Below are 22,761 nucleotides of genomic sequence, written 5' to 3' on the forward strand. Positions count from 1 at the left end.
ATTTAAAAAGAAAAAGCTCGAAATGTAAATTCCGAGCTTTTTTGAGCTGGTGATGGGACTCGAACCCGCAACCTGCTGATTACAAGTCAGCTGCTCTACCAATTGAGCTACACCAGCATTTTTTTAGGTCAACAAATCTAATATTTTTTATAATTTTTTGCAATATTATAAATTGTAAATTGAAAAAATTGTTAATTTCCTAAATGTTAAAAAACGATATAAAATATTTAAGCAAACTTTTGCAGAAAAAGTATAGAACTTCCGAAGGAAAATTTATTGTTGAAGGCAGAAGATTAATTGAAGAAGGTATAAAAAGTAAATTTAATTGCCATTCTATTTATATAACCGAAGAATTTAAAGACAATTTTCCCGAATTTACAAAGCTTATTAACAATAATAAAATTCCGCTGACAATTTTAAATAAAAAAGATATTGAAAAAATTTCATCTACTGAAAGTCCCCAAGGCATTGCCGCGGTTTTTGAAATTCCAAAAAATGAGGAAAAAATTTACGATGAAAATGTAGTTGTGTGTTTAGATAATATTTCCGATCCGGGAAATGTCGGAACAATTTTAAGAACTTGTGCATGGTTTGGAATTAAGGCTGTTCTGTTAAGCAAAGATTGTGCGGAGCTGTACAATCCGAAAGTTTTAAGATCAAGTATGGGTGGCGTGTTTAATCTTAATATTTTTGAAAATGTAGATTTACAAATCGAAATTCAAAGTTTGAAATCGCTGAATTATAAAATTTATCTTGCGGACATGAATGGAACTGATTATAGAAATGTAAACTTTGAAAAAAAAACGGCAATAATTTTTTCAAGTGAAGCCTTTGGTCCTACTAAGGAAATCGCGAATCTTTCCGATATAAAGATCACTATTCCGCCAAAAGGAAATATTGAATCGTTAAATGTTTCTGCGGCCGCAGCAATTATACTTTCAAAAATTTAGTTTTTCTCTTTCAAATAAAATGTAATCAATTTCTGCGGGTCCTATATTTTTTGATTTTAGTAATAAATTAATTTGCGCTCTGTGATAGGACGAATGATTTATAACATGAGTGAAAATATCATGAAACTGATTATTAAAAATCTTCCTTTTTGAATTTTTGTAAATACAAATTTTTTCCATATCTGAAGCATTAATTTTTTTTATAAATTTTTTCCATGATTTAGAACTGTTATCGGATAATATCTGCAATTCTTGTATAGTGAAAATTTCCCAAATATCTATTGAATAATTTTGTTTGCCTTTTATTCTTTCAAGCCATGTATCTTGAGCCGAAATAATATGACTCATTAATTTTATAATTTCATCTTCAGAGCTATTAAGCAGCATTATCTTTTCAATAACTTTATCGTTTGCCCATGAATTAAATTCAAAAAGATTTTCAAAATATTTTTTCATCAATTACTTTATTAAGATCATTTTTTTTGTTTCGTAAAAATCAGAGACTTTTAATGTATAAAAATAAATTCCGGACGCTAAATTTTCAGCATTGAAATTTACTTCATAAATTCCCGAAGGCTGTTTATAATTTACCAATGAAGCAATTTCCTTACCCAAAATATCATATACTTTCAATGAAACCAAAACTTGATCGGTTGAAATATTTTCAGGAATTGAATAAGTTATTTTTGTTTTCTTATGAACAGGATTGGGATAATTTTGTTTCAGTTCAATATTTTCAGGTATTTTAGTAGTATCCTGCGGAGTTGTATCCTGCCAAATATTTATAAGTTTTTTAGTCGAGTAAATATGATATTCGCCAGGTTTTAAATTTTTTGTAGATAAAGTATTTGTGACATTTATAGAATCATTATTAAAAAAATCATACCAAATACCGTTATTAGTAAACTCGGGATTTATAGATTTATCAAATACATCAAAGTTTCCAATTATTATTACTTTCATCGTGTCGGTGTCAAAAAGAATTCTTTTTGTGAAAGTGTTTGCGGAAATAGTAAAATTTGATGTCGAAAAAATATTAAAATTTCTTTTTAAATAGTTGAGAGATGAAAAAGTTTTAAATAGACTTTTACGATCTATGTTTTCAAAGTAATCCCATTTTATTGGTTTATTCCCAACTCTGCCGTTATATTCGATGCTGTAATCATAACCCAACTCTTCAAACTGCCATATCATTTTTGGACCGGGTACAAGTATGAAAAACGAAGCCGCGAGTTTAATTCTACTTAATGCAGTGGTTGTATCTTTAATAATATAATTTCCGTTTGCGTTTCCGTATTGAATATTTTTATACATAAGTCTCTCTTCATCATGACTTTCCATATATCCAACCAAATTTGGTTTTGTAAATCCCCGGCTCTTATAAGATATTCTGCTGAAATTTGATTTATCGTTTTCGTTATATCCCATAGTTGCTTCATTATAAGCATAATTTAAATTTCCCCAAACCATCATTCCGTAATCGGTCAATATTTTCTCTTCGCTGTCTGGCGCAAAATGTTCCAAAATAACATAAGCATTTGAATCGGTTTCCCAAATTTTATCAGACATTCTTTTTAATATATCTATTCTTGATTGGTCGAAACCGTTTCCGTCACCGGTTTTATTCGTAAATCCTTTTGTAAAATCAAATCTAAATCCGTCGAATTTAAATTCAGAAAGCCAGTAATTTGTAACTCTATCAACTAATTTTTGTGTTTCAATACTTTCGTGGTTCAAATCAAATCCCCATGAATAAACGGGATTAGGACTAGTTAAATTGAACCAAGGATTTTCCGCTGTTACCGGACCATAATCTCCTGAAGCATATAATCTTACAAATGATGATCTTCCATACATATGATTTAAGACAATATCCATAATAACCGCTATATCTCGTTTATGGCATTCATCAATAAAATTTTTCAAGTCGTTTTTTGTTCCGTAATATTTATCCGGCGCAAAGTAAAATGAAGGATTATAACCCCAGCTTTCATTTCCTTCAAATTCATTAACCGGCATAAGTTCAACGGCGTTTATTCCTAATTTTTGAAGATAATCCAATGTATCTATCAATGTTTTATAATTATGAGACGAAACAAAATCTCTTACAAGCAATTCATATATTAATAGATTGTTTTTATTTGGTCGTTGATAATTATTTGCTTCCCAGTCAAAAGAAGTTTGAGAAGTTTGAAATACGGACACTGAAAAGTTTGTTTTATCGTAAGGATAAGAAACTAAGTCTGGATAAGTTTCATTGCTTATTTGATCATCCTCTTCTTCAAGAATTTTATCGGAATAAGGATCGGCAATTTTTAAATTCCCGTCAACTAAATATTGAAATCTATATTCTTGATTAACATTCAGATTTTCTAAAGTAAGCCAAAAGATTGAACTATCAGGAGTAATTTTAAAATAATATTTCGGATTAAATTCCCAGTCAGTTGATTCAGCCGGATCAAACTCCCAGTTATTAAAATCGCCTATCGCGTAAATAAACTTTTTATGAGGAGCAAAAATTGCAAGAGTTACTGTACTGCCGTCAATATAGTTTATCCCAGTGTGAATATTTTCAGGCAATTCTTCAATTGTAAGATTTTCTCTAATTATGAAATAAATAGAATCCGCATAGGTTTCATTATTTCCAACAGCGATAAATTTAATCCACTGCCTTCCCGTGCCATCGGCGACAATTGTTTGAGTTAAAGTATCACCTGCCGTTGATGAAATAAGTTCATTATTCAAAAATAACTTTAAGCTGTCTGCATCGTTAGATGTTATTTTAATCGGTATTTCCTCGCCTGATAATGGATAAATATGCAGCGACTGAGGTTCAATAATTTTTATATTTAATCCCGCTTCATAAATTGGAATGAACAGATCTTCTGTTTGTTTTGTTCCATCGGCGCTTCTTAATACAAAATTCAAAGAAGTGATATGCTCATTGGTATTGTTTAAACTGTAATAATCTCTTGGATTGCTTATCGTCAATTTATAAACATTATCGGAAACTTTGGTTAATGAAGGTTGAGTATTATTATTTCCCCATGAACCTATAACGTGAAGCCAAGATCCCAAGTTTGTATTTAGTCCGGTGTGAGTATAAATTGTTCCGCTATAATCTGAAAGGTCTTTTCTTGTCATTTCACTAATATTAAAAGTGATCTCAATAATATCCGTTTCTGTAGGAAATTCCGGTAATGTGGAAAATTTCTGTGAGTATAATGTATTGCCGAAAATTATAAAAATTACAATTGCAAACTTTTTCATTTAAGTTCCGTAAATTATTAAATATGAAAATATTAGTCGAACAAATCCCAGGAAATGCCAAGCTTAATACCGCCGGATGGCATTGGATAATAAGGAATAATAAAATAATTGCGGGCAAAAATATTTTCATAAGCAAAATAGAATGTCGCCCTATCTTGAATTCTGCCTGCCAAGGTAAAATCAATTCTGAAAGGAGTATTTGAAACGGAATATGTTTTAAATGCTGAAAGCTTATTACTATTCATAAAATAGTTTGATGATCTCATAATCTGAAAATCGTAAATTTGATTACTGAGATTATCATTATAGAAAAAATTAAAACCCGTCTTCAGATCAAGATTGTTATTATATAGTTTGTCTCTATAATATATTCCGGAAAATAAATTATACTTTCCGTCTTTGGGAAGAGAATTTGATATTTCTGAAGTGAGAATGTTTGCATTAATTAAAAATTCCACTTTCCAAAAACTCAGATTTGAGTAAATGTTGAATCCCGCAGTTTTAACTTTCTCAGCATAAGGAAAAATAATTTTTGCATCTTTTGACTGAATATTTTCATTATTGAAAACCGGTACAGGTGAATTATCTTCATTGATGGAAAAATATGTCAATGACGATTTAATAATTTCGGAGGTATATTCAGTTGTGAAAAAGTAATTGGAAATATAATTTTTATTTTGATAAGAGATGGGAAGTGAATATAGTTCGGAAATTAAATATGGTTTCATAAATATTGAAGTGCCAAACTTCAACTTAAGATTGCCCGCAGCAGTTAGTGTAATGTCGGTACCCAATCCATTAACATATTGGTTTTCATAAGTTCCTATTCTCGTATAAACAGCGGGAATCAAGATACTGTCAAAAAGCTTATAGTTCAGCAATCCGCTTAGCGCATAGCTTTTTCTTTTCGAATAAATATTGTAATAATCGATAGAATAGTCATTATAATCGTAATCAAAAGTAAAATCCAACTCCAGATCATTAATTTGCTGATGATGATTCAATGACAAAAAATATTTTGAATATTTATTAACATTAGAGATTCTAATACTATCAGGATAAGCTGAATCATCATATTGCTTAAACTTTTCTTCATTGCCGCTGTATATAATACTTAATTTAGAAAAACTGTTTGGTAATAATATCCCATAAAATGTAGCGGTTACGTTATTAATTTTATTTGTCTTTGTTCTATTTTCAAAATTCACAGTTGAAATTGAATTATAAAGTCCATCTAGTAATGAAACCGAATTATTCTCAAGCGTTTCCAAATTAATCCCGCCGCTCAATTCCGAATTAGATTTCAGATGATAATAATTCAATTTTACGAAAATGCTGTCGCTTAATCTGTAAATAGAAGTTAGATCTGATTTCCAAACACCATATACTGAATTTTTAAAATTACCGGTATAAGACTCATTTGATAGTCGATATTTTAGATAAAGATCTTTGGTGATAAGAACGCCGAACAAAAAATCAATGAATCCTTCGTCATCCGGAGCTTGGTAATATCTTATTCTTGTAATCGGTTTGTAAGTGATACTGTCCTGTGTAACAATGTTCAGATTTGCTGCCGCGCCGATACTGTTTGATATAAATCCTCTTGAAAGCGGACTTACTTCCAATGAGTTTACATTTTCATTTTGTATCAAGCTCAGATCATTGGAACCATTCCAACTGTTGGAAAATGAAAAATTATTTTGGGTAATTGAAAGATTTTTATTTTTCTGAAAATATAATGAAGGAATATTTGAGCTTCCCAAAACATTAAAATCATACTGAGCAGTAAGCGGTAAATACATTAAAAAATTTTGTGCTGATCTGTAATTTTCGTAATCCAAAGATTTTTTGCCAATCAAAAATGTTTTCAGCAAATCTGCAGCGGTATTAAGATAAGGTTTTAAAAATAGTTTCGGCCGACTCTTTTCATTCTTCAATGAATCAGCAACATTGGTGCTATCCCCAATACTGATAGGCGTTATAACGCTGTCAATATTAATTGTTTGAGCATTGTATCTGATCGAAAAAAGTAAAAGTAAAATTGCAGCATTAAATATTTTCATTAACATATCGATTATTTCTTGATGTTAAATTTAGTTAAAATAAATATCCAAATTAAAATTCTTGAAAAAGATTTTTAACAGTTCAATGAAAAATATTTCTGGATTTATATCAAAGAGCGCAAACTATAGATACAACAAGGGGAAAATAAGTTTAAAAAAAAATTCAAAAATATTTTTTTTTAATAAATAAAATAATTATTTTTTCGGTGCATTCATTAACTAACAATCTATAAAGGAAAAAAAATGGCAAAAGCAAAATCAGCTGTAAAGAAAGTAGCTCCAAAAAAAGCTGCTAAGAAAGCTGCTCCAAAGAAAGCCGCTAAAAAAGCCGCTCCAAAAAAAGCTGCAGCTAAAAAAGTTGCAACAAAAAAAGTAGCTGCTAAAAAAGCTGCTCCTAAAAAAGCCGCTCCAAAAAAAGCTGCTAAAAAAACAGCCGCTAAAAAATTAGCCGCTAAAAAAGCCGCAACAAAAAAAGTAGCTGCAAAGAAACCAGCTGCTAAAAAAGCTGCACCAAAGAAAGCTGCTAAAAAAGCCGCTCCAAAAAAAGCCGCTAAAAAAGCTGCTGCTAAAAAAGCCGCAACAAAAAAAGTAGCTGCAAAGAAACCAGCCGCTAAAAAAGCTGCTCCAAAAAAAGCTGCTAAAAAAGCCGCTCCAAAAAAAGCAGTTAAAAAAACAGCTGCTAAAAAATTAGCCGCTAAAAGTGCTGTTTCTAAAAAAGTTGCTGCTCCAAAACCTGCTGTAAAAAAACCTGCAGCTCCAAAAGGTCCTTATACAAAGGGTGATATTGTTGATCATATGGCTTTTAAATTGGAAGTAACTAAAAAAACAGCTAATGCTTTTATTGATGAACTTGCAAGTCTTATTGCTGTTAACGCAAAGAAAACTTTTACATTACCAGGAGTTGGAAAATTTTCTACCGGTAAAACTAAAAAAAGAAACGGAAGAAACCCATCAACCGGTCAAGCTATAGTAATTCCAGCTAAGAATAAAGTTAAATTCAAAGTTGGTAAAGCTTTACAAGATGCAGTGTTTCCAACAAAATAATTATGATTATATGAAGAATGAAGTCCGGTTTAGGCCGGACTTTTTATTTTAAAGCTATTTTTACTTTTTCTTTTTTGAGGTAATAATGGTGTTCTTTTCAATCTTACTCAGCGATTTCATATAAACCTCTTTTGTAACATTGGTAAGTATTATTTTTAGCAGTTCGTTATAATCCTTTAAATGAGGACTAATACCAACTTTTTCTTTACTCGTAAATATGTAAATCGGAGTATAAGATCTTCCCGCAAAAAGCCCACCTGTTATGTCGGTAATGTCGTTGTGTTTTATTTCAACCTTTCTTTTAGTAAAAATGAAATCATGGCAAATCATTTCTTCGTTGTTTATTTCAATTGTGAATGGAAAACTTTTATACATGCGAATGTAAAATCTATTGAAGATGTAAAACAGAATTAATTTAATTAGAAGCGGGAAAATATACCTCCAGTCACTTGATATTGACAGAAGAGATATTAAAATATAAACTGCAAGAATTAAATTAACGGGTATTATGGAATATTTGTAAAATAATCTGGAGAAAAGAGTGTATTTAAATGTTTTCATTTTTCATTCATCAATTTACTTTGTATATAATTATATTTAATTACAAAAATATTAAAAGAAATTTCAATCACATAAAAGTATTATTATGATTCAAAATTTTGATATCGCGATTGTCGGCGCAGGTCCAATTGGTTTAGCGTGTGCTATTGAAGCTAAAAAAAACAATCTATCTCACATTTTAATTGAAAAAGGCTGTTTAGTAAATTCAATTTACAATTATCCTACAAATATGATTTTCTTTTCAACATCTGAAAGATTGGAAATCGGCGATGTTCCTTTTATTTCACACGGAATAAAACCAACAAGATCTGAAGCTCTTGAATATTATAGAAGAGTTAAAGATAAATGGAATTTAAATGTAAAAACTTATGAACAAGTCGATCAAATAAATAGATCGGAAAACAGTTTTAATATTATAACGGATAAAAGTGAATATTGTGCAAGCAAAGTAATTATTGCCATCGGCTTTTATGATCATCCTAATTTAATGAATATTCCGGGCGAAGAACTGACTAAGGTTAAGCATTATTACCATGAGCCGCATCCGTATTCTTATGAAAAAATTGCTATTATCGGAGGCGGCAATTCGGCTGTTGACGTTGCACTTGAAACTTTTAGAAGAGGCGCTCAAGTATCAATGATAATTAAAGGCAATGCGTTGGAAAAGAATGTAAAGTATTGGGTAAGACCTGATATTGAAAACAGAATAAAAGATGGAGATATAAAAGCATATTTTAATTCGACATTGAAAATAATTAAGGAAAAAGATATTGTAATAAATACTCCCAATGGTGAAGTAAAATTAAAGAATAATTTTGTTTTGGCAATGACCGGCTATAAACCCGATTATGAGTTTCTCAAAAAAATCGGAATTAAATTTTCCAATAAAGAATTTAAAATTCCCAAATTCAACAGTAAGACTTACGAAACAAATATTAAAGGTTTATATCTTGCGGGAGTTGTTTGCGGCGGAATGAACACAAGCAAATGGTTTATTGAAAATGCAAGAGTTCATGCTCCGCAAATAATGAAACATATTTTGAAGAATATTTAATTCAGCAAAAGCATTTTATTTGACTTAGAAAAACTGCCGACAGTTAATTTATAAAAGTAAATTCCCGATTGTAATAATGACGCGTCTAAATTGATTTCATAATTTCCGGGATTTTGAATTTTATTAACCAACGTTTTAACTTTTCTTCCCAAAACATCAAAAATAATTAATTGAACAAAATTGGAATTATATTCATTAACGGAGTGAATTGAATATTTAATAGTGGTTGTCGGATTGAAAGGATTTGGATAATTTTGATAAAGAACAAACTCCGGATTGATTTCATTTTCAATTGAGCTGACATTTTCACCGACGAATTTATGAATAGTTCCATTTTGGTAATCGGCAAAAAAAAGATTTTGATTACCGTCAGTTCCAAATGTTGATATTTGTCCGTTTATTTTAGTTATTAATTTATTTTGTGTGGAAGATAAATCATATGACCAAATATTGCCGCTTACAAAATCGGCATAAATATATTTACTTGTTAATTCTATAATATCATTTCGTTCATACACATATCCTCCGGTAATAGAATATCCGCCAGATTCATTATGACCATATTCCCAAATTGGAAGTATTAACCCTGTTGTGTCGCAATCGCTGCTTGGGTTATAACAGTGATATCCTTCCATGATTCTCCATCCGTAATTTCCGCCTTTTTGAATAATATTAATTTCTTCCCAAGCGTTTTGACCAACATCAGCTGCCCAAAGATTATGTTTGCCATCAAAACTAAAACGCCAAACATTTCTTAATCCGTAAGCATAAATTTCTTCCAAGTATCCTTGTGTGTTTCCTTTAAATGTATTATCAAATGGAATTCCGTATAATTTTCCGTTTTCGTTTTTGTTTACATCAATCCTCAAAATTTTTCCTAAATATGATTTTAAATCTTGTGCTCTGTTTCCTGGATCGCCGCCTGACCCGCCGTCACCTAGACTGATATAAAGATATCCATCGGGACCAAATGCAATTTGTCCGCCGTTATGATTAGAGAACGGCTGTTCAACTTCCAAAATGATTTCTTCGCTTTCAGGAATTGCCGTATTTAAATCTTTAGAAACGGTAAATGATGAAACAACAGTTCTTCTCGGATTATCCGCAACATAATCCACAAAGAACTTTCCATTTGATTTAAAATCCGGATGAAAAGTTAAACCAAGCAAACCTTGTTCACCGCCGAAAAGAACTTTTTCTGAAATATCTAAGAATAAATCCGCTGAATTGACATTCATGTCATTTGGAAAAACAAAAATCTTACCTTTTTGAGATACAATAAAAATTCTATCGGTTTCATCTTCGGGTGTTTGAATATCTACTGGATTTTCAAAAGTTAAATTTGGGAATGCATTAATAATGACCGACTTTTCGGAAGTTTTTCGCTTTCACATGAAATATTGATGAAGCATAAACTTAACATTAAAATATATTTTAACTTTCGCATTGAATGCCTTTCTCCGTTTCTGTCGGAAATTTGAGTGGGTAAGAATTTTGAGTTAAATTCAAAAGAAGATCATGAAATTATTTTAATATTTTAAAGGGAAATTTCAGCCATTTTTAATATTTCATTAAATTCAGTTTCTTCAACCGGCATTACAGAAAGCCTGTTGCCTCTCTGCAGAAGTCTCATTTTACTTAATTTCGTATTATTCTTCAAATCAGAAAGCGAAACAGGTTTATTGAATTTTTTCAGCAATTTAATATCAACCATTATCCAAGCCGGATTTTCCTTTTTACTTTTCGGATCAAAGTGTTTATCTTTTGGGTCAAATGCGGTAAAATCAGGATAACCTTCTTTTACAATTTCGCAAATTCCAGCAATTTCATTCGGCTCTGAATTGCTGTGATAAAATAAAACGAGTTCGCCTTTTTTCATTTCATCACGCAAAAAATTTCTCGCTTGATAATTTCTCACTCCATCCCAATAAGTAGTTTTGTTTTTACTTTTTGCCAAATCATCAATTGAAAATTCCGAACGCTCCGATTTAACAAGCCAGTATTTTTTTGCCATTATTTTGCTCCATTCTTTAAATATTTTTTAAACCAATTTTTTCTAAACTCATCTACTTCCGGTTTATGTGATTTTAGAAAATGATCGCCATTTTCTAAAAGAATTAGTCTATGCTCAATATTTAACTTAAGTAATTCTTTTGAAAGATCAACAGAATGATGGACCGGAACTCTTTCATCCTTTAATCCATGCAATAATAGAATAGGTGTTTCTCTACTGAAATTATCCAAATTATTTAAAATCGTTCTCGATCTGCAAAAATTTTCATCAATTATTTCTTGATGAGAACTAATTAACTTTTTCATAAAATTACTTTCTGTCATACTGCATTCGACTTCTGAAATTCCGGCAACGGAAACAGCCGCTTTGAAATCATGGTTTTTCGTTAATGTTAAATATGTCATTAATCCGCCGCGACTCCAACCTTCAATTCCCCAAATATCGGTATTAGCAAATTCAAATTCTTTCGCAAGAGGAATTAAATTTAAAATGTCATTTAAATCTTTTCCGCCGAATTCATCTTTGCCTTCACCGCCGTCGTTTCCTCTGTATTGGCTTTCCAAAACCAAATAGCCCCAGCTTGCTATCTGTCCAAGAATTCCTTTGGCGTAAAAATTATCTAAAATTCCCGCGTTTCCATAGCCGCCTCGACACCAAATAATGCAAGGTGATTTATCGGTAATTATTTTGGGATATGCGGCAAATCCTTTAACTTTTAATCCGTCCGAAATATAAACTATTTTTTCAAGTACAGTATCATCAATCGATGACCTGCCAAATCCGGTTTTTAAAATTTTAGTTTGATTTTGAGTAAACTCAATTATTTTTCTTTCAATTATCATTTTTATATAAAGATTTAAAACATTTTCGATAAATTTTAAACATTAAAAATAATTCTAAAATTTAACTTATTAAAAGATGACAAAACAGCAAAAAAATAATTCTCTAAATTCAAAAAGTAATGTCTATAAAATTCTTGTTGTAGTTATTATCATTGCATTCATTATTTTACTTCTTTCAAATTTGTTAAAACCAAAAGCACATATTAATCCTTCGCATGCGGCAAACAACGAAGAAACTTATAAATTTAAAAAAGAAGGCGAACTGACTTTTCAGAAAAAAGACGGAAATTTTGTTTCTACAATTGATGTAGAATTTGCAGAAAACGAAATTGAAAGAGCTACCGGATTAATGTTTAGGAAAGAAATGAATGAAAACCAGGGAATGTTGTTTATTTTTCCAACTGAGGAATTTCAATCATTTTATATGAAAAACACTATTCTTCCTTTGGATATAATTTACGTTAATAAAAATTTGGAAATAGTAACAATATTTAACCATACGACGCCGTTTTCATTGGAATCTCTGCCATCTACCGGACCGGCTCAATATGTTGTTGAAGTTAACGCCGAATATACAAAAAAACATAATATTGTTGTGGGCGATAAAGTCTTATTTAGAAAAGTCAATTAATTTTTATTTTGAATGATATTATCAAAGAATAAAAATTTTACATTATCAATCGATCAAATCTTAGAATCTGAATTTCCGTTGGTTGAAATTGAAAATCTATTAATTCTTGTTCCGACCAACCGAAGATTAAGAGAATTAAAGAAAAGTATAATCAGCAAATTTACAAATTCACCCGTTACAAAAATTAATATTGAAACATTCACTACAATTAATTCCAAAATTTTAAAGCAACTTAAACCCTTTGTAATATTGAGTGAAGCCGCTTCCTCGGTTCTAATAAAAGAAACTTCTGATGAATTAGAGCTGAAATATTTTGCCGCATATTCAAATGGAATTCCGTTCGGCACATTGGATAAAATTAAAAATGTGATTTCGGAATATAAGCGACATGGAATTTCTCCCGAAAAATTATTAAGTGAATCGGAAAAATTGGAAGGAAGTGAAAAACTAAAGGCATCGGATATAGCTTTAATTTACAGTTCTTATTCTGAAAAATGCAGAAAGTTATCTGCGTACGAAATAGGAGATATATACAGCGACGTTATTTCTATTTCATATAGTCAATTTGATCATGCATTCAGCGGACTTTTCCCAAATGTAAACTCTATTATAATAGATGGTTTTGATGAGTTTACAAATTTGGAAATTGAAATAATTGAAAAGTTGAACCAAGTTGTAAAATCTAATATGGCTATTTCATTTGATTATGCAATAGAAAATGAAAATTTATTCAGTCATTTAAGTCAAATTTATATCAGACTTACTCAGCTTGGCTTTAATGAATTTAAACAAAATATTATTGAAAAGGATTTCAAATTTAGAGAAAAACTCAAGAATGGTTTATTTACAAAAATTGATTCGAAAAATTTTGAATTTAAAGACAAGATTATAAGAATAAACGCAAAAAACAGAAACGATGAAATTGAAACAACGGCAAAGATTATCAAGGAATTGATAATTGAAAAAAAAGTTCTGCCGGAAAATATTTGCGTAGTCTTTAACATAGTTGGTAATTATTCAAGCAAAGTAAGAGATATTTTTAAAAAGTACGGAATTCCGCTAAATCTAACCGATAGAATTTCACTCAAATCTTCTCCGCCTGTAATTGCATCAATTAGCTTATTGGAATTGATAGAAGGGGATTATCATTATAACGATCTTTTTAGAATTTTGACAAATGGATTTATAAAAATCGAAAATGTTGATTTGAACAATTTAATCTCAATCGCAAATGAGCTGAAGATAACCTTGGGAAAAAGTAATTGGGAACAGGTTATTTCAGACGCAAAGAAATTACTTAAATACGACGAAAGAATTTCGATTAAAGATCAAGACTCAATTTTGCAAAATTATAATAAAGCTTTAATGGATATAAAAAGAATAGATTCTGCTTTAATTCCCTTAAAGAAAAAAAATACAATTGATGAATTTTTACAGAATTTCTCAAAAGTACTTTTGAATTTAAAATTACCTTGCACGGTTTTGGATGATGGAAACGGGCAAGAAGAAGAACATATTAAAGCTTTAACGGTTTTACTAAAAACTTTGAATGAAGTTCTCTTATTGGTTAAAAGAGAAAATGAAAATGACAAAAAATATCCGCTGAGTTTTTACACCGAACAAATTAGAAGTATTTGCAATTGGGCGAGATTTAATGTAAAGGAAAAATCTGATTACGGAGTTCTCGTAACTTCGTTAAATGAAATTCGAGGTTTGAATTTTGATTATCTTTTTTTAGGCGGCTTATGCGATGGTGATTTCCCGACAAAATATTCGCCGGAAATATTTTTTTCGGGTTCATTCCGCAAGCAGGAAGAAATTCATCAAACTGAGGAAAAATATCATTTTTATCAAACATTATGCTCTTGGAAAGAGCAGCTTTATCTTTCAGTACCAAAGTACGATAAAGATTCAGAACTTGTTGAATCTACTTTTATGACTGATCTTGAAAATGTATTTGAAACAACAGAATACTATAATGCGGAAATAAATAAAATATTTTCCAAAGAAGAGTTGTTAATAGAATTCGGTCAAAATGAAAATAATGAAATATTACTGAATGAAATTTCAAAAGCAGGTATTGATTCCAATAGCATTTTAAAGAAAAATAAAATTAGAGAACTAAGAACGAAAAATTATCTTTATGAAGATAATTACAACGGGTTTATAAATTCAAAAAGTGAAAATATCACAAAATTTTTAGATGAAATTTCTCAGCGAGAATTTTCCATATCTCAATTAGAAACTTTTGCAAAGTGTCCTTTTAAATATTTTGCGGAACGCGTCTTAAAAATTAAACCTATTGAAGAACCAACTGAAGAAATTGAACCTTTGGAATTGGGTAATATTCTACATTCAATTTTATATGATTTCTATAAAAAAGTTATTGATGAGAATATTCCGCTAAACTATGAAGGCTCTGACGAATTTAATTATTTGAAAAAAATAATTTTTGAAATAGCGGAAAATAAAATAACTGCATTGAACCTTAATTCACCATTGGCTTTTTTTGAAAAAGAAAAAATTTTCGGCATCGAAGGAAAAAAAGAGTTATCTATTTTATACAAATTTTTGATATCCGAAACAGAAGATGCGTCAAGTTTTACTCCAAAATTTTTTGAAAATAGTTTTGGGAATGTTGCCAGTAGAAAAAACAATTTTAACAAAAATGTAGAAATAGGAGATGTTAAATTAAGAGGAACAATTGATAGAATTGACGTTGATGTAAACGAAGCTCAGTTTAATATTATTGATTATAAACTAAAAGGTAAGAGACCAACAGTACAAGAATTATTTGACGGTTTATCTCTTCAGCTTCCCGTTTATTTAATTGCCGGAAAACAAATTTTAACGGAAAGCGAAAACATTGATTATAACGCAAATGATATGATCATTTATTCATTGAACTTTAAGGATGAAAAATTCGGCAAATTTCCTATCAATTTGAAAGGAAGAGGAAAGATGTCATTAGAAGAAAAAAAATTATTGAATGAAGAACTTTTAAATTCTACCAAAGATAAGGTCTTGCAATATCACGAAAAAATAAAAAGAGGAAATTTTCATTTATCACAACTCGAAAATCGCGAAGAGAAGGTATGTAATTATTGCGATTTTAATTCTTTTTGCAGAGTTAAGGAAGTGTTTGAGTCGGCTTAAGAAATATTCATTTTCTTGTTTACAACGTTAAATTTTATTAATTTTATGCATGCCATTGCGAAAGCGATGGCAATTTTTTTTATATAGCCATAAAAATAGGAGAAAGTAATTGGCAAACTTTGTTTATTTAAGTCAAGAAAAATTACATGAATTGGAAAAAGATTTAAAAGATCTAAAAACCAATGGAAGAAAAAATATGGCTCAAAGAATTGCCGAAGCTAGATCTTACGGTGATTTATCTGAAAATGCCGAATACGATGCGGCTAAAGAAGCGCAGGGACATTTGGAGCTTAAAATAAGTAAGTTGGAAGAAATGCTTGCAAAAGCAAAAGTAATTGATACATCTAAATTGCCTGATGATGAAGTTCATATTCTTTCAACAGTTGAAGTACAGAACTTGAATAATAAGAAAAGTTATAAATATACATTGGTTTCTGAAGAAGAAGCGGATTTGCAGAACGGTAAAATTGCGTTAACTTCTCCGGTTGGTAGCGCCTTAATGGGCGCAAAAAAAGGTCAAATTGTTGAAGCTAAAGTGCCTGCAGGAGTTATTAAATTTGAAATCCTTAAAATTGAATAAGTGAAATTTTTATAAAAATTGAAAAAGCATCAAAAAACAATTGAACAGGATGTTATAAATTTTATAAATAGACATCAATTGCTAAATGGTGCAAAAAAAATATTGATTGGATTAAGCGGCGGCGGCGATTCGGTATTTGCCCTTTATTTTCTTAATAAGTTTAAGCAAAAATATCAGATTGAAATTTCAGCCGTTCATGTAAATCATAATTTACGCGGAGCTGAAGCAAAAAGAGATGAAGATTTTTGCAGAAAACTATGTTTGAATTGGCAAATAAATTTTTTCTGTGAAAGCGCAAATGTTAAACAGTTTGCGAAAAAGAAAAAGTTATCAATTGAAGAAGCCGCGCGAATTATACGTTATGAAAAATTTGATGAAGTTTTAAAAAAAAATAATTCTGATTTTATTGTAACGGCTCATAATATTGATGATAATTTAGAAAGCGTTCTTTTAAATTTTGTTAGCGGAACCGGAATTGAAGGTTTAAGCGGAATTTCTGTTAAACGAGAATACATTATTCGTCCGTTTTTATGTATTTCAAAATCTGAAATTTTAGAGTATCTAAAAAATAAGAATATTGATTTTGTTATTGATTCAACGAATTTTGATTCATCGTACAGAAGAAATTATATAAGAAATGAGATTTCTCCAATGCTGAAAAAGATTAATCCGTCTTTGAACGAAACCGTATTGAATTCGTCTGAAGTATTGAGAAATCAAAATATATCTTTAAATTTTTTCATCGAAAAGGTGTATAGTGAAATTTTTTCGAGGCATAAAAATGAATTTATTATTGAATTAACTAAACTCGAAAAATATCCGAAAGAAATTTTTGGTGAAATTTTAAAACTGATATTTGAAAAAGAACTTAAACTTGAATTTAACTTTAACGATTTTTTACAGTTTGAAAAACTAATTGGTGCTCAAACCGGGAAAAAATTAGAGTTTAATAAAAAATTTACTGCATTAAAAGAAAACGGTAAAATTTTAATTAAAAGAAAAATTAAGTCGAAAAATGATTTAATTTATTTGAAATTAGATTCCAAAACCAAGGTAAATGGAAAAAGTTTAATAATTGAAAAAATAGATTATATTCCAAATATATCTGAAAAATCAAAATATGAAGAAATAATTTCCGGCGATTGCATTAAAGATGAACTCATTTTAAGGAAATGGCAAATCGGAGATAAAATCAAACTTTTAGGAATGAGAGGAACAAAAAAAATCTCTGATGTTTTAACTGATTTAAAAATTCCAGGTTCAGAAAAAGAAAAAACGATGGTTCTGATAAACAATAATGAAGTTGTTTGTTTATTGGGACATCGAATAAGTGAAAATTATAAAATTACAGAAAAAACAAAATGTGCGATAAAAATATGTCTAAAATAGTTGAAAATGAAAAAGGTGAAATTTGGGTTGGCAGCGAGAAATTCGTTACATTAATATCCGAAGAAAAGATCCAAAATAGAATTAAAGAATTAGGCGAGCAAATTTCAAAGGAATACCAGGGAAAGCTTCCTATTTTAATTGGTGTTTTGAATGGTTCTTTTATTTTTTTATCTGATCTTGTAAAAAAAATTGATATTCATATTGAAATCGACTTCTTTAAACTTTCCAGTTACGGAGATGCTAAGATAAGCAGCGGAGAAGTTAAATTAATTAAAGAATTAAACGCAGATATAAATGAAAGACATATATTAATTGTAGAAGATATTGTTGATACCGGACTTTCTATCCAATTTATTAAAAATATTTTGAAAAACTATAAACCTGCAAGCGTAAAAATTGTAAGTCTTTTAGTGAAACCGGAAAGCTTAAAAAATAAAATGAAAATTGATTATATTGGATTTGAAATTCCAAATAAATTTGTTATTGGATACGGATTGGATTATGCACAAAAATATAGAAATTTGAATTCAATCTTTGCGCTAAGTGAATGACGGAGAAATAAATGTATAAACCATTTAATAAATTATTTATGGCAAACGAACAAAATAATAACCCTAAAAAGAATAAAGGATTTGGACCTCAAAAACCCGACGGCGACTTTGATTGGTCAAAAATTCTTAAATCTGTTTTTAGCTGGGGAGCAGTTATCATTGCAGCTGTAATTGTTATGCAATTTCTGAATACAAATAGAGGCGAAGCTACTGAAGTTGATTACGGTGTTTACGAATCTCTTTTAGAACAAAATAAGATAAGTGAAATAAACGTAATAAAATCGGAAATCAATAATTACGTGCTGCAAATAAAGTTAAAATCAGAACAAAATGTTAACGTAGGAAAAAACACAGTTGTAACAAATAAAATCAGCACAGTAATTATTGAAAAAATTATTGAGCAGCAGCAATCAGTTTGGAAAGAAAAAGGAATAAAATATAATTTCACTCTTGAATCAAATGAATGGTTTACAGTATTAATTAGTTTTCTTCCCTGGATTTTAATGATTGGAATTTGGGTTCTGATTATGCGAAGAATGCAGGGCGGAGGAACGGGCGGAACAAGAGGAATTTTTAATTTTGGCAAAAGCAGAGCAAAATTAAACTCGCAATCTTCTCTTAAAGTTACTTTCAAAGATGTTGCAGGAGCAGATGAAGCAAAATTGGAATTGCAGGAAATAATTGAATTTCTGAAAGAACCATCAAAATTTCAAAAACTCGGCGGTAAAATTCCAAGAGGTGTATTGTTATTGGGTCCTCCCGGAACTGGAAAAACCTTAATGGCAAGAGCGGTAGCAGGTGAAGCAGGAGTTCCGTTTTTCTCTATTAGCGGTGCGGATTTCGTTGAAATGTTTGTCGGAGTTGGCGCAAGCAGAGTAAGAGATCTTTTTGATCAAGGAAAAAAGAATGCGCCTTGTATAATTTTTATCGACGAAATTGATGCTGTGGGCAGACATAGAGGAGCCGGTTTAGGCGGCGGTCACGATGAAAGAGAACAAACTTTAAATGCTTTGCTGGTTGAAATGGATGGATTTGAACAAAACAACGGCGTTATAATTATTGCCGCAACTAATAGACCTGATGTTTTGGATCCGGCATTATTAAGACCGGGAAGGTTTGACAGGCAGGTTGTTGTTGACAGACCCGATGTTAATGGTAGAGAAGGAATTCTTAAAGTTCATACCAGAAAAATTCCACTTGCTCCTGAAGTTGATTTAAACGTTTTAGCAAAAGGTACTCCTGGTTTAGCAGGCGCCGAACTAGCGAATTTAGTAAATGAAGCAGCTTTACTAGCAGCGAGACAAAATAAAACTACCGTAAGTATGGATGATTTTGAAGACGCGAAAGATAAAGTAATGATGGGTATGGAACGTAAGAGTATGATAATTTCCGAAAAGGAAAAACGAACAACGGCTTATCATGAAATTGGTCATGTTCTTGTTGCATTGAAAATTCCCGAATCAGATCCTGTACATAAAGTGACAATAATTCCACGAGGAAGAGCGCTTGGAGTAACTACTTATCTTCCGGTAGATGAAAAACATACATATTCAAAAGAATATTTGGAAGCGATGATTGCGTATGCGTTGGGCGGAAGAGCAGCCGAAAAAATTGTATTCAACGCATTTACTACTGGAGCTGGAAACGATATAGAAAAAGCTACGAATATAGCACGCAAAATGGTTTGCGAATGGGGAATGAGTGAAAAATTAGGACCATTGGCTTACGGTAAAAATGAAGAGGAATTATTCTTAGGCAGAGAAGTAACAAAACATCAAGATTACAGCGAAAAAACCGCGCAGGATATTGACGAAGAGGTTCGTGCAATTGTTAATAAAGGAATGATTAGAGCCGAAAAAATTCTTACGGAAAATATTGAAGAACTTCATAAATTATCCGAAGAATTACTTGAGAGAGAAATTCTTGATGCCGATGAAATCAATAAAATTCTTAAAGGAGAAAATTTACCTCCGGCAAGAAAAAACGGTAATGAAGCTCCGCCAAAAAAAGAAATTGAAATACCGGAACATGTAAAAAAAATGATGGAAGAAAAGAATAATCGTGCTTCCAATCAAACAAATTCAGCATCTGAAAATGACCTCAACTGATAACGGCTCAATTAATTTTAAAGGTGAATTGCTAAGAAAAAGCATTCACCTTTGTTCACTTTCAATTCCAATTATCTACAATTTTATTTCCAAACATGAAGCACTGACTATTTTAATACCAATAACTTTTGTTTCGGTTTTAGTCGATTTCAGCAGATATTATATTCCATCTTTAAATAAAATGATAATGAATCTTTTCGGATTTATTATGCGAGAGCATGAAAATGACTTGAAAAAGAAAAATTTGAATGGCGCATCCTATGTTTTTATCGCCGCAACGCTTACATTATGGATTTTTCCAAAGATAATTTTCATTACATCATTTACAATGCTAATTATTTGTGATATTGCCGCTGCATTGATAGGACGTAAATTCGGTAAACATAAATTCCTTTCAAAAAGCTTTGAAGGTACTTTTGCATTTTTTGTATTTGGAATTATTGTTGTACTTTTTACACCTAAGGTAAATGGGGATCTGAGTGAATATTTAATTGGTATATTTGCGGGTGCAATAGGTGCTGTTATAGAAAATATTTCTTACGGTTGGGCTGATGATAATTTGACTATTCCTATTTCTATTGGATTATCGATGTGGATTTTATATTATTTATTTCTGCCGAATCTTAATTTGATATAAGAGGAACAATATAAATTCACTAATGTTAAATAATAAACAAAATCAAATTTGTAATTTTATGAAAACAAAAACGACATTAATTTTATTCTCAATTTCATTATCATTTATTTTATTCCAAGGATGCGATACTAAAAAACAAGCAAAAGGCGAAGAAGACGAGATTTTTGTTATAGCCGATTCAGCGGACTATTCCGAAGTTGAAGGAAAAATTAAAGAAGCTTTCGGAAAAGTAATTTATACACCTCAGCCGGAAGAACTTTTTGAAATTAAAAGAAAAAGATTTGACGAACTTCAAAAATTTAAAATGCAGAAAAATATTGTCATTCTTGCCAGTTTGGGTACAAAGATGCCTACTTCTAATTATTTGGAATCTATTATTGATGAAAAAGTAAAGCGCTTAATAGAAGACGATTCGGTTTTTGTAATAAACAAATACGACCTTTGGGCAACAAACCAATTAGTTATGATTTTAACCGCGCCTTCAATAGAAAAACTAAAAAAACAAATTGCGGAAAAGAAAGATGATTTGTTTTATTTTTTTAGGGAAGCTTCAAATAAAAGAATGGCTAAAGGACTTTATAATAAAAATTTTGAACAAAAAAAAGTTGAAGCAAATTTATTAACAAAATACGGTTGGATGATTTATATGCAAGCGGATTATCAGCTTGCGCTGGAATCTAAAGAAGATAATTTTGTTTGGCTTAGACGAGGTGTAAATTCTGATATGGAGAGATGGATTTTTGTGCATTGGAAAGATAGTGAAACTCCGGAATTTTTAAATATGGATTCGATAACCGCTGAACGAAATAAAATTACTGAAAAGTTTTATAGAACAACAAATGATTCTGCTTATGTTGAACTATATGATGATTACAAAATGCAATCGGAAGTTAATTTTAACGGAAAGTATTCAATAATGACACAAGGTTTATGGAGATTCAATAATCAAAGCGGTGGAGGTCCATTTATTAATTATACTTTCTATGATGAAAAAACTAGACGAATTTATATGCTCGATGCGTCTGTTTTTGCTCCAAAATATTTTAAGAAAAGTATTTTGCAGGAAGTTGATGTTTTACTTCACAGTTTTAAAACTGAAAATGAAATTGAGCCCGAAGTTAAAAAAGATATTTTAGAAAGTTTGAATGATTAATATTCTTTAAAACTTAATATGCCTAACTATAAAATAACCGTTAAATACGACGGTACAAATTTTTTTGGTTGGCAGTCGCAACCCGAAGGAAACACAATTCAAGATGAAATATCAAAAGCCGTTAATCAAATTTCGCGGGAAAAAATTGATTTAATTGGTTCCGGCAGAACCGATGCCGGTGTTCATTCAATTGGACAAGTTGCTAATTTTATGCTGGAAAGAGAAATTCCAATTTTTAAATTCCAACATTCACTTAACTGTATCTTGCCAAAATCAATTGCAATTACAAAAATGGAATTTGCTGAATTATCTTTTAACGCAAGATTTGACGCAAAAAAAAGAACTTATATTTATTTGATCAGCAAGTATAAAAATCCATTTTATTAAAATTATTCATATAATTATCCTCAGATCAGAAATATTAATTTTGATAAACTAATTCTTCATTCAAAAAAAATTATTGGCGAATACGATTTTACATCATTCTGTAAAGCAAACACCGAGACAAAGAATAAAATTTGCATCGTTTACAATTGCAATTGGAAAGAAACAAAAGAGTTTTTAATTTTTAGGGTTCAAGCCAATAGATATTTACATGGAATGGTAAGAACAATTGTAGGAACATTGCTATTTTCAGTATTTAATAATTTAGATGAAAATTTTATCCAAGATGTATTAATGCAGAAAAATCGTAATTCAGCAGGTGAAGCTGTTCCTGCGAAAGGACTATATTTATATAAAGTTCAATACTGATCTCT

The 22,761-nt window shown here is 30.3% G+C and carries 18 protein-coding genes, 1 tRNA gene and 1 pseudogene; 12 read left to right on the forward strand and 8 right to left on the reverse strand.

Annotated elements, in window-relative coordinates; translation table 11 throughout:
* Positions 1-44: 44 nt before the first annotated feature.
* Positions 45-117 (reverse strand) — tRNA-Thr (locus IPK06_15730).
* An 86-nt stretch (positions 118-203) separates the two neighbouring features.
* Between IPK06_15730 and IPK06_15735 the strand changes: the two genes are divergently transcribed.
* The gene (locus tag IPK06_15735) at positions 204-950 is read left to right on the forward strand and encodes an RNA methyltransferase (protein MBK7981424.1); all 747 of its coding nucleotides are present in this window, start codon (positions 204-206) and stop codon (positions 948-950) included.
* Here the strand turns inward: IPK06_15735 and IPK06_15740 are convergent.
* From IPK06_15740 to IPK06_15750, 3 genes are read right to left on the reverse strand one after another with little or no spacing between them, the layout of a single operon-like run.
* The gene (locus tag IPK06_15740; protein ID MBK7981425.1) at positions 939-1,406 is read right to left on the reverse strand and encodes a DinB family protein; all 468 of its coding nucleotides are present in this window, start codon (positions 1,404-1,406) and stop codon (positions 939-941) included. The two genes, IPK06_15735 and IPK06_15740, sit on opposite strands and share 12 nt — an antisense overlap.
* A 3-nt stretch (positions 1,407-1,409) precedes the next feature.
* Positions 1,410-4,220, reverse strand: a complete 2,811-nt coding sequence (locus tag IPK06_15745) for a T9SS type A sorting domain-containing protein (GenBank protein MBK7981426.1) — start codon at positions 4,218-4,220, stop codon at positions 1,410-1,412.
* 32 nt (positions 4,221-4,252) lie between these two features.
* A complete protein-coding gene (locus tag IPK06_15750) occupies positions 4,253-6,283 on the reverse strand; it encodes a hypothetical protein (protein ID MBK7981427.1) in 2,031 nt (676 codons plus the stop codon).
* A gap of 795 nt (positions 6,284-7,078) precedes the next feature.
* Between IPK06_15750 and IPK06_15755 the strand changes: the two genes are divergently transcribed.
* The gene (locus tag IPK06_15755; GenBank protein ID MBK7981428.1) at positions 7,079-7,327 is read left to right on the forward strand and encodes an HU family DNA-binding protein; all 249 of its coding nucleotides are present in this window, start codon (positions 7,079-7,081) and stop codon (positions 7,325-7,327) included.
* A gap of 60 nt (positions 7,328-7,387) precedes the next feature.
* Here IPK06_15755 and IPK06_15760 read toward each other — a convergent pair whose 3' ends face one another.
* On the reverse strand, positions 7,388-7,888 hold the full coding sequence (locus IPK06_15760; GenBank protein ID MBK7981429.1) for a hypothetical protein: 501 nt from the start codon (positions 7,886-7,888) through the stop codon (positions 7,388-7,390).
* Between the two features lie 85 nt (positions 7,889-7,973).
* On the opposite strand from IPK06_15760, the gene ypdA reads away from it, so the two are divergent.
* Positions 7,974-8,942, forward strand: a complete 969-nt coding sequence (ypdA, locus tag IPK06_15765; protein ID MBK7981430.1) for a YpdA family putative bacillithiol disulfide reductase — start codon at positions 7,974-7,976, stop codon at positions 8,940-8,942.
* On the opposite strand, the gene IPK06_15770 is transcribed toward ypdA, so the two are convergent.
* The 3 genes from IPK06_15770 to IPK06_15780 form a co-directional block, all read right to left on the reverse strand.
* Positions 8,939-10,303: a PQQ-dependent sugar dehydrogenase gene (locus tag IPK06_15770; GenBank protein MBK7981431.1), complete on the reverse strand. Its 1,365-nt coding sequence runs from the start codon at positions 10,301-10,303 to the stop codon at positions 8,939-8,941. The genes ypdA and IPK06_15770 overlap by 4 nt on opposite strands.
* A 176-nt stretch (positions 10,304-10,479) precedes the next feature.
* The gene (locus tag IPK06_15775) at positions 10,480-10,956 is read right to left on the reverse strand and encodes an EVE domain-containing protein (GenBank protein ID MBK7981432.1); all 477 of its coding nucleotides are present in this window, start codon (positions 10,954-10,956) and stop codon (positions 10,480-10,482) included.
* Complete coding sequence (locus IPK06_15780) at positions 10,956-11,798, reverse strand: prolyl oligopeptidase family serine peptidase (GenBank protein MBK7981433.1); 843 nt, start codon at positions 11,796-11,798, stop codon at positions 10,956-10,958. The genes IPK06_15775 and IPK06_15780 overlap by 1 nt, the downstream gene beginning before the upstream one ends.
* 76 nt (positions 11,799-11,874) lie before the next feature.
* Here IPK06_15780 and IPK06_15785 point away from each other — a divergent pair, with 76 nt between their 5' ends.
* The 9 genes and pseudogenes from IPK06_15785 (at position 11,875) to truA (ending at position 22,756) form a co-directional block, all read left to right on the forward strand.
* On the forward strand, positions 11,875-12,429 hold the full coding sequence (locus IPK06_15785) for a DUF192 domain-containing protein (protein MBK7981434.1): 555 nt from the start codon (positions 11,875-11,877) through the stop codon (positions 12,427-12,429).
* A 12-nt stretch (positions 12,430-12,441) separates the two neighbouring features.
* Positions 12,442-15,585 (forward strand): PD-(D/E)XK nuclease family protein, encoded by a 3,144-nt coding sequence (locus tag IPK06_15790; GenBank protein ID MBK7981435.1) that lies wholly within the window; start codon positions 12,442-12,444, stop codon positions 15,583-15,585.
* Positions 15,586-15,694: 109 nt separating this feature from the next.
* Positions 15,695-16,165: a transcription elongation factor GreA gene (gene greA / locus IPK06_15795; protein MBK7981436.1), complete on the forward strand. Its 471-nt coding sequence runs from the start codon at positions 15,695-15,697 to the stop codon at positions 16,163-16,165.
* 18 nt (positions 16,166-16,183) lie between these two features.
* Positions 16,184-17,554, forward strand: a complete 1,371-nt coding sequence (gene tilS / locus IPK06_15800) for a tRNA lysidine(34) synthetase TilS (protein ID MBK7981437.1) — start codon at positions 16,184-16,186, stop codon at positions 17,552-17,554.
* Entirely contained in the window at positions 17,542-18,105 is a 564-nt protein-coding gene (gene hpt, locus IPK06_15805) for a hypoxanthine phosphoribosyltransferase (protein ID MBK7981438.1), read from the forward strand. The genes tilS and hpt overlap by 13 nt, the downstream gene beginning before the upstream one ends.
* Before the next feature lie 38 nt (positions 18,106-18,143).
* Positions 18,144-20,213, forward strand: coding sequence for an ATP-dependent zinc metalloprotease FtsH (ftsH, locus tag IPK06_15810; protein MBK7981439.1), 2,070 nt, complete (start codon positions 18,144-18,146; stop codon positions 20,211-20,213).
* Positions 20,200-20,850, forward strand: a complete 651-nt coding sequence (locus IPK06_15815; GenBank protein MBK7981440.1) for a phosphatidate cytidylyltransferase — start codon at positions 20,200-20,202, stop codon at positions 20,848-20,850. Before ftsH ends, IPK06_15815 begins: the two co-directional genes overlap by 14 nt.
* A 58-nt stretch (positions 20,851-20,908) precedes the next feature.
* Positions 20,909-22,003: a DUF4837 family protein gene (locus IPK06_15820; GenBank protein MBK7981441.1), complete on the forward strand. Its 1,095-nt coding sequence runs from the start codon at positions 20,909-20,911 to the stop codon at positions 22,001-22,003.
* An 18-nt stretch (positions 22,004-22,021) separates the two neighbouring features.
* Positions 22,022-22,756: pseudogene (gene truA / locus IPK06_15825) on the forward strand (tRNA pseudouridine(38-40) synthase TruA).
* Positions 22,757-22,761: the final 5 nt, after the last annotated feature.

The sequence above is a fragment of the Ignavibacteriota bacterium genome (genome assembly GCA_016713565.1).
GTDB lineage: Bacteria > Bacteroidota > Ignavibacteria > Ignavibacteriales > Melioribacteraceae.